Raw genomic sequence first — 12,870 nt, 5'->3', positions numbered from 1 at the left:
CGTAATTGGCGGCACTTCGGGCGATATGGGCCCTTCACGAATCGCGTTCCTGCGAACCCGTGCTGCGGCTCAGGCTGGGAGGCGCATCGTTGCCCGCGCGCCGTGCACGGAACAAGGCCGCGCGCATGAGGAAGATGTTGGTCACGGGCACCGTGATGGCCACGAACAGCGCGATCAACAGGGAGTGCAGCGCCAGGCCTTGCCCCTGCAGCGAAAAATACACGATGGTGCCGTGCATGACGCACCAGCAGCCCATGGTGGCAATGATGGACGGCGCATGCACGCGCTCGAAATAGGTCTTGAGGCGCAGCAAGCCCCAGGAGCCCAGCAGCGCAATCGCCGAGCCCGCCAGCAACAGCACCGCGATGATGATTTCTGCCCACAGCGGCAGCGCGGCTTCGGTCATTCGATCACCTCGCCGCGCAGCAGAAATTTGGCCATGGCCGTCGTGCCCACGAAGCTGAACAGCGCGATCAGCAGCGCCCCCTCGAAATAGGTGCTGCTGCCATAGAGAACGCCCAGCACCAGCGCCAGCAGCATGCCGTTGAGGTACATGCAGTCGAGCGCCAGCACGCGGTCTTGCGCCGACGGACCCTTGAGCAGCCGCACCAGGGCGAGCACCATGGCCAGCACCAGCATGCACAGGGCAATGGGCAGGGCCCACGAAAGAACAGGGTGGGTCATTCAAAAATCTCCATCAGCGGCCGCTCGTAGCACTGCTTGACGTGGTCGATCAGGGTCTGGGGATCATCCACCTCCAGGGCATGCAGCATGAGCATGGAGCCGTCCAGCGAGAGCTCGGCCCAGGCGGTACCGGGCGTGATGCAGACGATCATGGCCAGCACGGCCAGCGCATTGGGGTCGCGCAATTCCAGGGGAATGAGCACGAAGTCGGCACCATGCCGTGGTCGCCCGGGAGAAAGCAGCAGCCGCGCCACGGACAGGTTGGATGCGACCGTGTCGGCCACCACCGTCAGGCCCAGCCGCAGCACGGTGCCGGGGCGGCGAATGCGCACCGGCAGTGGCCGCAGTCCGCGCGTGAGCAGGGGTATCAGCCACGCCACCAGCAGTGCCAGCAGCAGGTTGCCGGGGCTGAGCGACTGGTTGAGCAGCAGCCACAGCACGAACAGCGCGGTCGACAGCAGGGGGGCGGGCAGCAGGCGTTTCATGGGGCCTCCTGGGGTACCGCGGCATTGCCTGGTGTGGTGGGGCCGGGAATGGGCTTTGCCTGCATCACGGCGCGGATGTAGGTGCCTGGTGAATGCAGGGCATCGGCCGTGGCCTGGGTGAAACGCATCACGGGGGCGGCCAGCACGGTCAGGGCAATGCACAGCGCCAGCAGGGCGGCGATGGGCAGGCCCTCCAGCACGCGCAGCTGCGGTGCAACGCGGTCATGGGTGGCCCAGAAATGGCGGATGCCGGCCCGGGTGAGGGCAATCAGCGCCAGCAGGCCGGTGGCGACCATCAGGGCAAACAGCGCCCACCCCGGCCCGCCTGGCTGGGTGCCGGCCGAAGAGCCCAGGCCCAGCGGATTGAGCAGGGCGCTGAGCATGGCGACCTTGCCGACAAACCCCGACAGCGGCGGCAGGCCGGCAATGACCAGTGTGCAGACCAGAAACGCCAGGCCCAGCAGGGCGGCGGCAGCAGGGATCACGCGACCGATGAGCACTTCTTCGTCCGCGTCGAGGTTCAGGCCTTCGGTGGGAACGAGCTCGGCGTTGAGGAAGGGCGCGTTGTCGGCCTGCTCGAATGGCGCGTAGCTGGCACCGTCGTTGCGCCAGCGGTCGATGAGGTCGGCGGTGAGGAACAGGGCTGCGACGGCCAGCGTGGAACTGGGCAGGTAATACAGCAGCCCGGCGGTGAGCAGGTTCTGGCCAAAGCCTGCCGCCGCCAGCAGGGTGCCGGACGACAGGATGGCGGCAAATCCGGCCAGGTGCGACAACCGCTGCGAACCCAGCATGCCCACCGCGCCAAAGGCCATGGTCAGCATGCCGCCGGCGATCAGCCACAGGCTGCCGAACAGCGCCGAGGCACCGGCCTCGCTGCTGAACAGCAAGGTCCACAGCCGCAGGATGGTGTAGATGCCCACCTTGGTCATCAGCGCAAACAAGGCGCCCACGGGGGCCGTGGCGGCGCTGTAGGCCGGCACCAGCCAGAAGTTGAGCGGCCACACCGCTGCCTTGATGAGAAAGGCCGTGGCCAGGATGGCTGCCGCCGTATGCAGCAGGCCGCGGTCGGCGGCGGCCACCAGCGGAATGGTCTGCGCCAGGTCGGCCATGTTCAGCGTGCCGGTGATGCCATACAGCATCGACACGCCCACCAGGAACAGCGAGGACGCCGCCAGGTTGATGGCGATGTAGTGCAGCCCCGCCTGCACGCGCGGCCGGCCCGAGCCGTGCAGCAGCAGACCGTAGGACGCGGCCAGCATGATCTCGAAGAATACGAACAGGTTGAACAGGTCGGCCGTGAGAAAGGCGCCCGCCAGCCCCATGAGCTGGAACTGGAACAAGGGATGAAAATGCACCCCCGCGCGGTGCCAACGGGCCCCCGCAAACACGATGGAGGCCAGCGCGACCAGGCTGGTCAGCACCAGCATCATGGCCGAGAGGCGGTCCAGGGCCAGCACGATGCCAAACGGTGCCTGCCAGTTGGCCGCCAGGTACACGCCCATGCCGCTGGTGGCGCCGGGCTGGTTGGACCACAGCAGCAGGGCCAGGGCCACCAGCAGCCCCAGCGCGGTGGACAGCATGTTGAGAACCAGTTTCAGGCGCTGCTGCTCCTCGCGCAGCAGCAGCATGAGCGCGGCCGTGAGCAGGGGCAGGGCGATGGGGGCGAGTATCAGGTGCGGCATCAGTGCCGAGGTCGCCTGCTCGACCAGCGCGGTCAGGCCGGCATTCATGGGATGGCCCCTGGTGCGCAGCGCTGCGGCGTGGGCATGGCTTGGGGGTGCAGCAGGCAGCTCATGGCATCTCCTGCACGTCGCGCGCCCTGCTGCCGTCCACATGGTCGGTGCCCGACATGCCGCGCGATGCCAGCAGCACCACCAGGAACAGGGCCGTCATGGCAAAGCCGATCACGATGGCCGTCAGCACCAGCGCCTGCGGCATGGGGTCGGCGTAGTGGGCCAGATCCTGCGGCACGCCAGCGCGCAGCACGGGCTCCTTGTCGATCGCCAGGCCCAGGCGGCCCATGCTGAAGATGAACAGGTTGACGGCATAGGACAGCAGCGACAGCCCCATGATGACCTGGAAGGTGCGCGGGCGCAGCAGCAGCCAGACGCCCGAGCCCGTGAGTACGCCGATGGCGATGATCAGAACGATTTCCATCAGCGGGTGGTCTCCAGTGGGGTTTCCCGGGCGGCCTCTTGCAGCGCTGCTTCTTCGGCCAGGCGCGCGTGGTAGCGGTGGCCACGCACCGACTGGTGGGCAATGGCCGTGAGGATCAGCAGGGAGGACCCCACCACGAGCGTGAACACGCCCATGTCAAAGAACATGGCGCTGGCCACATGGATGTCGCCCAGCAGCGGCAGGTTCAGGTGAAAGGTGTGGCTGGTGAGGAATGGATAGCCCACCACGATCGCCCCGAGCCCCGTGCCCAGGGCGAACAGCAGTCCGTTGCCGATCCAGCGGCGCGGGTACAGAGGCAGGTGGGCTTCGACCCACGCGGTGCCCGAGACGATGTACTGCAGCAGCAGCGCGACCGAGAACACCAGCCCCGCCACGAATCCGCCGCCGGGCTCGTTGTGCCCGCGCATGAACAGGTAGAACGCCACCACGGTGGCAAAGGGCAGCAAGAGGCGCACCAGCACGGCAGGCACCATCAGGTAGCCCACGGCGGTGTCGGCGGCATGGCGCGGGTTGAGCAGGTCGGTCTGCAGGTCGGCCGGCATGTTGCGCTGCTGTTCGGGCAGGTCCATGGTTTCGCGCGCGGGGCGAAAGCGCCGCAGCAGGGCATACACCGTGAGGGCCACCACCCCCAGCACCACGATTTCGCCAAAGGTGTCGAAGCCGCGGAAATCCACCAGCATCACGTTGACCACGTTGGTGCCACCGCCCTGCGTCAGGGCGTTTTCCAGGAAGAAGGTGGATGTGCTGTCGGGAAATGGCCGGCTTATCATGGCAAAGGCTAGCCAGGCCATGCCGCCGCCGGCGGCCAGTGCCAGCACCATGTCGCGCAGGCGGCGCCACCGGGTGGTCGCCTGCTCGGCAGAGGTGGCGATGCGCAGGGCCTCGTCGCGCTTGGGCAGCCAGCGCAGGCCCAGCAGGATCAGCACCGTGGTCACGATCTCGACCACGATCTGTGTCAGTGCCAGGTCGGGCGCCGAGAACCACAGGAAGGTGATGCAGGTGCAAAGACCCGCCCCACCCGCCAGGGTCAGCGCAGCCAGGCGGTGGTATTTGGCCTGCCAGGCGGCTGCCACGGCGCAGACCATGCCCACGGCCCAGAGCAGCACGAACGCGGGCGACAGCGGCAGCATGCTGCGCTGGCCCAGCTGCAAGCCCTGGTTCCACAGTGGCATGGCGCCGGCAGCCAGCGCCGCGCAGACCAGCCACAGCATCTGCCACTGCAGGCGCTGGGTGGATAAAAGGCGCCGACCGCTGCGGCCCATCTGTGTGATGAGGGCCAGTGCACCGTCAAACAGGCGGCGCCCCGGGATGTGGTGGATGAGGGGAGGTGCATCGACCTGGCCAGCGGCGCGCAGTGCCCGCAGCGCCAGGTACAGCACCATTCCGCCCACCAGGGCCAGCAGGCTCATGATGAACGGGGTATTGAAGCCATGCCACACCGCCAGGCTGAAGGCGGGAAGCTCTCCACCCACCACCGGCCGGGCCGCCGCATCCAGAAAGCGGCCAATAGACCATGCGGGCAGCATGCCCACCACGAGGCACATCAGCACCAGCAGCTCGACCGGGACGCGCATCCAGTGCGGTGGCTCGTGCGGTGTGTGGGGCAGATCGGTGGCTGGCGGGCCACAGAACACATCCACCGTGAAGCGCAGCGAATAGGCTACGCTGAACATGCCTGCCAGGGTGGCGGCAATGGGCAGAACGACACCAACCACCGGTGTCGTGTCCAGGAACACCGTTTCGGCGAAGAACATCTCCTTGGACAGAAAGCCATTGAGCAGTGGCACACCCGCCATCGCGGCGCTGGCCACCATGGCCAGCGTGGCGGTGACAGGCATCATCGAGCGCAGGCCCGACAGGCGCCGGATGTCGCGCGTGCCGCTCTCATGGTCCACGATGCCGGCGGCCATGAACAGCGACGCCTTGAAGGTGGCGTGGTTCATGATGTGAAAGACGGCGGCCACAGCGGCCAGCGGGCTGTTCAGGCCCAGCAGCAGGGTGATGAGTCCCAGGTGCGAAATGGTCGAATAGGCGAGCAGGCCCTTGAGATCGTTCTGGAACATCGCGGCATAGCCGCCCACCAGAAGGGTGGCCAGGCCGGCGCCGCCCACCAGCCAGAACCAGGGCTCGGTGCCGCCCATCACGGGCCACATGCGGGCCAGCAGAAAAACGCCTGCCTTGACCATGGTGGCCGAGTGCAGATAGGCCGACACGGGTGTGGGTGCGGCCATGGCGTTTGGCAGCCAGAAGTGAAACGGAAACTGCGCGCTTTTGGTGAAGGCGCCCAGCAGCACCAGCACGAGGGCCGTGAGGTACAGCGGATGGTTGCGCACCTGTGCGCCGGCGGCGAGCACATGATCGAGGTCATAGCTGCCCACGATGTGGCCGATGACCAGCATGCCACCCAGCATGCACAGGCCGCCCGTGCCGGTCACGGTGAGCGCCATGCGTGCCCCGCGCCGTGCATCGCGCCGGTGGTGCCAGTAGCCGATCAGCAGGAACGAAAACAGGCTGGTCAGCTCCCAGAAGAACGCCAGCTGGATGATGTTGCCCGCCAGCACCACGCCGGCCATTGCTCCCATGAAGGCCAGAAAAAACGAGAAGAAGCGCGGCACCGGATCGGCGGGCGACATGTAGTAGCGCGCATACAGCACCACCAGCGTGCCGATGCCCAGCACCAGCATGCAGAACATCCAGGCAAAGCCATCCATGCGAATGACCAGGTTCAGGCCCAGCGCGGGCAGCCATTCGATCTCCTGGCGCAGCACGCCGCCGTCTGCGATCTGGGGAAAGTAGAGCGCGGCCTGGACCGTGCAGAACAGTGCAATCAGTCCCGCGACGGTGGACTCGGTATTGCGGGCATTCGCGGGCAATACCGCTGCAAGGAAGCTGCCGATGAAGGGGAGAAGAATGAGGGTGATCAGGGGCATGCGCCGACGATTTTACGGGGCGCTTCGCTGCAGTCTTGGCAAAGACCATCCGGTCCCGGGCATAGAGCATCCTGTGCCTCGGCTGTACCCGTTCCAAAAGAAAACCCGCTGCCGCGGGTTTTGTAATTTCGTGGAGTGCTTATTTTTTGGGAGCGCTGACAGCTGTTGCTGCAGGTGCCGTGGAGGATGCCTTGAAAGTCCGGCCGTTCACCCTCAGGCCTTCGGTGGAAAACTTGCCGGCAGTGACCTCGCCCACTCCGCGCACACGCTGGATGAAATCGTCCCAGTCCTTGAAGGCACCGTGTTTGCGCTCTGCGATGATCTTTCCGGAGAGGCCGGGACCGATGCCCTTGATGCCGTCCAGCTCAGCGGCTGTGGCTTGGTTCACATCGACCGCTGCAAACGACGCAGCGGCATACAGCATGGCAACGATCACCATCAGTTTCTTCAGCATGGATCAACTCCTCTGTGGAATGAGGCGGCGCGATGAAGCCGCCCAGCCATCATAGCGGGGCGCACTGGCGCGGCAGGCTCAGAGTTCTTCCACCCGGCGTGCGGGGTAGCTGTCCCAGGTCTGGCAGCCGGGACACTGCCAGAAATGCTGGCGGGCCTCGAAGCCGCAGGCAGCGCAGCGGTAGCGGGTGAGGGGCAGGGCGGCATGGTCGAGCGCCCGCTGCACCTGCGGATGGAACTCTTCGTGCTCCAGCTTTTCTCCTACCAGCCACTTCGCGGCAGCCACCAGCGATAGCTCCTTGTCCAGATGCTGGACATACCACTGCCGTGCCGTGTCCGCAGTGGTGGCGTCCAGGGCCTGCAAGGCCACGAGGCCTTCCAGCACATCCAGCGATGGCGCCTGGGCGTAATGCGCTTGCAGCAATGCCTGCATTTCGGGCACCTTGCCCGCAGCGATGGCTGTCTCCACCATCAGGGGTGTGGCCAGAGGCACTGCGGCGGGGGAATGCCGGCTCAGCGCCTGCAAGGTGCCCAGGGCCGCACCACTGTCCCCCATGCGCTGTTGCAGCCGGGCGAGGTCGATGCGGGCGCGTGCGGCTTCTGGCGCAGTGTCCACGGCCTGGTTCAGCAAGGCCAAAGCACCGGCGTTGTCGTCGCGTGCAATGCAGGTTTGCGCCTGCTCGCACAGGTAATGCGCCTGGCGGGTGCTGAAATCGCCCTGGCGGGCGTCGTGCATCTTGTGGGCAATGCCTGCAGCGTGGGGCCAGTCGCGTGAGCGTTCGTAGATGGCCAGCAAGGCCAGGCGGGCCTGGCCCTCGAACGGTGTGCCCTCCAGCTGGTTCAGGGCCGCTTCGGCCCGGTCGAGCAGGCCGGCTTTCAGGAAATCAAGCGCCAGGGCGTGCTGGGCGCGCTCCCGGTCGGAGCGCGAGAGGTCGCCGCGCGACAGCAGGTGCTCGTGCACCCGCACCGCACGGTCGTATTCACCCCGACGGCGAAACAGATTGCCCAGGGCAAAGTGCAGTTCGGAGGTGTCGGGGTCGTTCTGCACCGCCTCGATGAAGGCATCAATGGCCTGGTCCTGCTGCTCGTTGAGCAGAAAGTTCAATCCCTTGAAATAGGCCTTGGGGGCGCGCCGGTTTTCCGCGCGCAGCTGGCGCAGGTCAAAGCGCGAGGCCAGCCAGCCGAGCACGAAGGCCAGGGGCAAGCCCAGCAGGATCCAGCTGATATCAAATTCCATGGGGAGGCAGTATTTCGGCGGATGGTGGCGGGGTGGGCGCGACAGCTGCTGGCGCCGGCGAGGCTGGTGGCGGCACATGGGCGCGGCGCGCGGCCCGGCGGTGCTTCCACCAGCGGGGCACCATGCCCAGGACGCCCACCGCCAGTCCTGCGGCAAACGCGGTCAGCACCACCAGCACCAGGGGCGCACGCCATTGCGTGCCAAAGAAAAAATGCACGGTGGCGTCTTGCTGGTTGTTGAGTGCAAACGCAAACAGCGTAAAAAAAATGGCTGCCTTGAGCAGCCACAGGAGGTATTTCATGGAGATCCCCAGTGGTGGGGGGATTCTAAGAGCTCGGCCATCGGGCCTGACCGCAGCGCGGGGCGAGGCAGTTCGTTCATGGCTTACGCATGAAAATTGCCTCTAACGTCGATCCATAAATCGCCAGAAGCTATCAAATCAGAAGCATTTTTGCGTCAGTTGGGTTGATCGAGCTCGGCTGTTCGCTGGTCCACAGCCTCCCGAAGTGCCTTTCCCGGTTTGAAATGCGGCACGCGCTTTTCAGGAATGGCCACTGCTTCACCGCTGCGCGGATTGCGGCCCATGCGGGGAGGGCGGTGGTTCACTGAGAAGCTGCCAAAGCCCCGGATCTCGATGCGGTGCCCGCGCACCAGGGCGTCGCCCACGGCATCCAGAATGGTCTTGACCGCGAATTCGGCATCGCGGTGGGTGAGCTGACCAAAGCGTTCGGCCAGTTCTTCAACGAGGTCTGAGCGGGTCATGGAATCTTGGGTCATGGCAGGGAATCAGTGGCTGAAAGAGAAGCGGGCGCACAAGGCGCCCGCTGTCTGACCGTTTAACGGGTCAGCGCTTTACTTTTCCGAGTTGTCCAGCTTGGCGCGCAGCAGGGCGCCCAGGCTGGTCGTGCCGGCGCTTTCGCGGCTCGACTGCTGGCTCAGGCTGGCCATGGCGCCTTGTTCGTCGGCCATGTCCTTTTGCTTGATCGACAGCTGGATGTTGCGGGTCTTGCGATCCACGTTGACCACCACAGCGGTGACTTCGTCGCCTTCCTTGAGCACGTTGCGGGCATCTTCCACGCGGTCGCGGGAAATTTCCGAAGCGCGCAGGTAGCCCACGATGTCTTCGCCGAGGTCGATTTCAGCGCCACGGGCATCCACGGTCTTGACCTTGCCGGTCACCGTCTGGCCCTTGTCGTTCACGGTCACGAAGGTGGTGAACGGGTCGCCGTCGAGCTGCTTGATGCCCAGCGAGATGCGTTCGCGGTCCACGTCCACGGCCAGCACGATGGCTTCCACTTCCTGGCCCTTCTTGTAGTTGCGAACCGCGGCTTCGCCGGTTTCGTTCCACGAAAGGTCGGACAGGTGCACCAGGCCGTCGATGCCGGCAGCCAGGCCCACGAATACGCCGAAGTCGGTGATCGACTTGATGGGACCCTTGACGCGGTCGCCGCGCTTCGTGTCCTGTGCGAATTCTTGCCATGGGTTGGCCTTGCACTGCTTCATGCCCAGGCTGATACGGCGCTTGTCTTCGTCGATTTCCAGAACCATGACTTCGACTTCGTCGCCCAGCGTGACCAGCTTGGACGGAGCGATGTTCTTGTTGGTCCAGTCCATTTCGGAGACGTGCACCAGGCCTTCGATGCCGGGTTCGAGTTCGACGAACGCGCCGTAGTCGGCAATGTTCGTGATCTTGCCGAACAGGCGGGTGCCTTGGGGGTAGCGGCGGTTCACGCCCATCCAGGGGTCGTCGCCCATCTGCTTCAGGCCCAGCGAGACACGGTTCTTTTCGGTGTCGAACTTGAGGATCTTGGCCGTGATTTCCTGGCCTGCGGTCACCACTTCGGAAGGGTGACGCACGCGGCGCCATGCCATGTCGGTGATGTGCAGCAGGCCGTCGATGCCGCCCAGATCCACGAACGCACCGTATTCGGTGATGTTCTTGACCACGCCTTGGACGATGGAACCTTCCTTCAGGGTTTCCATCAGCTTGGCGCGCTCTTCACCCATGGAAGCTTCCACCACGGCGCGGCGGCTCAGCACCACGTTGTTGCGCTTGCGGTCGAGCTTGATGACCTTGAATTCCATGGTCTTGTTTTCGTACGGCGTCAGATCCTTGATCGGACGCGTATCGATCAGCGAACCGGGCAGGAATGCGCGGATGCCGTTGACCAGGACGGTCAGGCCGCCCTTGACCTTGCCGCTGGTCGTGCCAGTGACGAATTCGCCGGATTCCAGGGCCTTTTCCAGGCTCATCCAGGAGGCCAGACGCTTGGCGGTGTCGCGCGACAGGATGGTGTCGCCGTAGCCGTTTTCGATGGAGCCAATGGCCACCGAGACGAAGTCACCCACTTGGACTTCGACTTCGCCCTTGTCGTTCTTGAACTCTTCCAGCGGCACGTAGGCTTCGGACTTGAGGCCAGCGTTGACGACCACGAAGTTGTGCTCGACGCGCACGACTTCAGCGGTGATGACTTCGCCAGGGCGCATTTCCGTGCGCTGCAAGGATTCTTCAAAAAGGGCGGCAAAAGATTCGGACATGTGTTTCCTTGCCACAAACAGGATTCCAATAGCACCATTGCTATTGTTTTTATAGCTGCTTGCGGTGGTTTTTTGCGGTAGAACCGCGGGTTAGGTTATCGATCCAAACAGCCTGGGCGCTGGCGCGCGAGAAGGGCTGCATGGGCCTGTGGCAAGGCCTTTCGGCGCTGCCTGGGGGCCCCGTTTTCAAGAAGGGCCCCACACTGTTCAGCCTTGCGCAGAGACTGCGAAAGGCTGCCGCTCCTGCCACCAGGCCAACACCTGATCGACGGCTTCATCAATCGTCAAGTGGGAGTTGTCCAGGACCAGAGCGTCCTGCGCGGGCTGGAGGGGTGCGACGCTGCGGGAACTGTCCCGTGCATCGCGTGCCTCCAGATCCGCGCGAAGGTCGCCGATACTAGCTGAAAAACCCTTTGAAATCAACTGTTTGTAACGACGCTCGGCGCGGCAGGCGGCACTGGCTGTCAGGTACACCTTCAAGGGGGCGTTCGGGAAGATCACCGTGCCCATGTCGCGGCCATCTGCCACCAGGCCTGGCAGGCGCCGAAAGCTGTGCTGGAGTTGAACCAGCGCTGTGCGCACAGCGGGCAGGGCCGACACGCGGGATGCGTTCATGCCGGCTTCTTCGGTGCGGATGGCATCGGTCACGTCGTCGCCGCCAAGCAGCACCTGGCCACCGTCAAAGTGCACGGGCAGGGTCTGGGCCAGGGCGCCTATGCGCGTTTCATGCTCTGCGTCGATGGTCAGGCCGGCACGCGCGGCGGCCAGGGCGGTGATGCGGTACATGGCGCCCGAGTCGAGAAACTGGTAGCCCAGCCGCTGCGCCACGGCCGCCGCCACCGTGCCCTTGCCCGAGGCGGTGGGGCCGTCGATGCAGATCACCGGGATACGGGCTGTCTCTGCCCGGGATACCGAGAACAGTGCTTCGAAATAGTCTGGAAACGTCTTGGCGACACACTTTGGATCTTCGATGCGCACCGGCAGGTTGGCTGGATTGAAGGCTGCCAGCGAAAAGCACATGGCCACGCGGTGGTCGTCGTAGGTATGGATGCTCGCGGGCTTCCAGTCCTGCTCGCGGGCGGGCGGTGTCACGCAGATGAAGTCTGCACCCTCTTGCACCGTGGCGCCGAGCTTGCGCAGCTCGGTGGCCATCGCGGCGATGCGGTCGGTTTCCTTCACGCGCCAGCTGGCGATGTTGCGCAGCGTGGTCGTTCCCTCGGCGTACAGCGCCATCACGGCCAGGGTCATGGCGGCATCGGGGATGTGGTTGCAGTCCAGATCGATGGCCTTCAGGGGCCATGCTCCGCGTGCTATCTGCAGCCAGTTGGGGCCACCAGTGACCACGGCGCCCATGGCCCGGGCGGCTTCGACAAAGCGGATGTCGCCCTGAATGGAATCGAGGCCGACGCCTTGTATTTTTATACCTTTTTGATCACTGGCGCTTGTTGCTATTGCGCCAAGTGCTATGAAGTAGCTAGCGGATGAAGCATCTGCCTCCACATGAATGTCACCGGGCGATTGGTAGCGGCTGCCCGCTGCAATCGTGAACCGCTGCCAGTTCTGGTGCTCGACCACGATGCCAAAGCGTGCCAGCAACTGCTGCGTGATGTGGATGTAGGGCTTGGAGATCAGTTCGCCCACCACCTCGATGACCACCTCCTGGTGCGTTGCCGCCAGCGGCAGCGCCATGAGCAGCGCCGTGAGGAACTGGCTCGATACATCGCCACGCACCTGGATGGGCGCAGCCAGGGAGAGGGCGGGAACACCCTGGTCGTGCGCGATGCGCAAGGGAGGGTAGCCATCGTTGCCGAGGTAGTCGATCTGGCAGCCCAGCTGGCGCAGTGCATCAACGAGGTCGCCAATCGGGCGCTCATGCATGCGGGGCACACCCGACAGTTCGAACTCGCCGCCCAGCAGCGCCAGCGCCGCCGTCAAAGGGCGCATGGCGGTGCCGGCGTTGCCCATGAAGAGTCGGGCCGGCGATCGGGGTGCGCTGCCACCCAGGCCGGTGATGCGCACGGTGCTGCCCGCTTCATCCACCGTGCAGCCGATCTGGCGCAGCGCATCCAGCATCACGCGGGTGTCGTCGGACGCGAGCAGGTCGTGCACGGTGGTGGTGCCGGCGCTCAGTGCCGCCAGCAGCAGCACGCGGTTGGAGATGCTCTTGGAGCCGGGCAGGTGGACGTCGCCCGACGCGGCTTGCAGGGGCGGCAGATCAAGAAATGCGGTGCTGTACATCGGTGTGGTTCGTCCATTCCAGCTCAAAGAGCGTTTCTGAGGCCAGGTGCCTGTGCAACTGGTGTGCCCCCGCACCAGTGCCCCCGTGGAACTGGCTTTGCCAGGCCACCGGGGGCGTCCCCCTGGG

Annotated in this window: 12 protein-coding genes; all 12 read right to left on the bottom strand. The window is 65.0% G+C overall.

The genetic code is table 11. The features are described 5' to 3' along the window. Positions 1-34: 34 nt before the first annotated feature. Positions 35-406, bottom strand: a complete 372-nt coding sequence (locus tag BLW02_RS08595) for a monovalent cation/H(+) antiporter subunit G (RefSeq protein WP_092697925.1) — start codon at positions 404-406, stop codon at positions 35-37. Further along, positions 403-684 (bottom strand): K+/H+ antiporter subunit F, encoded by a 282-nt coding sequence (locus BLW02_RS08590; protein ID WP_092697924.1) that lies wholly within the window; start codon positions 682-684, stop codon positions 403-405. Before BLW02_RS08590 ends, BLW02_RS08595 begins: the two co-directional genes overlap by 4 nt. Further along, entirely contained in the window at positions 681-1,169 is a 489-nt protein-coding gene (locus BLW02_RS08585; protein ID WP_092697923.1) for a Na+/H+ antiporter subunit E, read from the bottom strand. Before BLW02_RS08585 ends, BLW02_RS08590 begins: the two co-directional genes overlap by 4 nt. Continuing rightward, a complete protein-coding gene (locus tag BLW02_RS08580; RefSeq protein ID WP_092697922.1) occupies positions 1,166-2,899 on the bottom strand; it encodes a monovalent cation/H+ antiporter subunit D in 1,734 nt (577 codons plus the stop codon). Before BLW02_RS08580 ends, BLW02_RS08585 begins: the two co-directional genes overlap by 4 nt. Before the next feature lie 61 nt (positions 2,900-2,960). Then, a complete protein-coding gene (locus tag BLW02_RS08575; protein WP_092697921.1) occupies positions 2,961-3,326 on the bottom strand; it encodes a Na+/H+ antiporter subunit C in 366 nt (121 codons plus the stop codon). Then, positions 3,326-6,277 (bottom strand): monovalent cation/H+ antiporter subunit A, encoded by a 2,952-nt coding sequence (locus BLW02_RS08570; protein WP_092697920.1) that lies wholly within the window; start codon positions 6,275-6,277, stop codon positions 3,326-3,328. The genes BLW02_RS08575 and BLW02_RS08570 overlap by 1 nt, the downstream gene beginning before the upstream one ends. A gap of 139 nt (positions 6,278-6,416) precedes the next feature. After that, positions 6,417-6,731: a ComEA family DNA-binding protein gene (locus tag BLW02_RS08565; protein ID WP_092697919.1), complete on the bottom strand. Its 315-nt coding sequence runs from the start codon at positions 6,729-6,731 to the stop codon at positions 6,417-6,419. 78 nt (positions 6,732-6,809) lie between these two features. After that, positions 6,810-7,967, bottom strand: coding sequence for a lipopolysaccharide assembly protein LapB (gene lapB, locus BLW02_RS08560; RefSeq protein WP_092697918.1), 1,158 nt, complete (start codon positions 7,965-7,967; stop codon positions 6,810-6,812). Then, the gene (locus BLW02_RS08555) at positions 7,957-8,268 is read right to left on the bottom strand and encodes a LapA family protein (RefSeq protein WP_092697917.1); all 312 of its coding nucleotides are present in this window, start codon (positions 8,266-8,268) and stop codon (positions 7,957-7,959) included. Before BLW02_RS08555 ends, lapB begins: the two co-directional genes overlap by 11 nt. Before the next feature lie 155 nt (positions 8,269-8,423). After that, on the bottom strand, positions 8,424-8,729 hold the full coding sequence (locus BLW02_RS08550) for an integration host factor subunit beta (protein WP_026436927.1): 306 nt from the start codon (positions 8,727-8,729) through the stop codon (positions 8,424-8,426). Between the two features lie 90 nt (positions 8,730-8,819). Then, positions 8,820-10,520 (bottom strand): 30S ribosomal protein S1, encoded by a 1,701-nt coding sequence (rpsA, locus tag BLW02_RS08545; RefSeq protein ID WP_255346467.1) that lies wholly within the window; start codon positions 10,518-10,520, stop codon positions 8,820-8,822. 192 nt (positions 10,521-10,712) lie between these two features. Further along, positions 10,713-12,743 (bottom strand): bifunctional 3-phosphoshikimate 1-carboxyvinyltransferase/cytidylate kinase, encoded by a 2,031-nt coding sequence (locus BLW02_RS08540; protein WP_092697916.1) that lies wholly within the window; start codon positions 12,741-12,743, stop codon positions 10,713-10,715. Between the last annotated feature and the right edge of the window lie 127 nt (positions 12,744-12,870).

The sequence above is a fragment of the Acidovorax soli genome (genome assembly GCF_900107605.1).
Classification (GTDB): Bacteria; Pseudomonadota; Gammaproteobacteria; order Burkholderiales; family Burkholderiaceae_C; genus Acidovorax; species Acidovorax soli.
The sequence above is the reverse complement of the archived record's forward strand: the minus strand, read 5'-3'. Positions and strand labels throughout refer to the sequence as shown.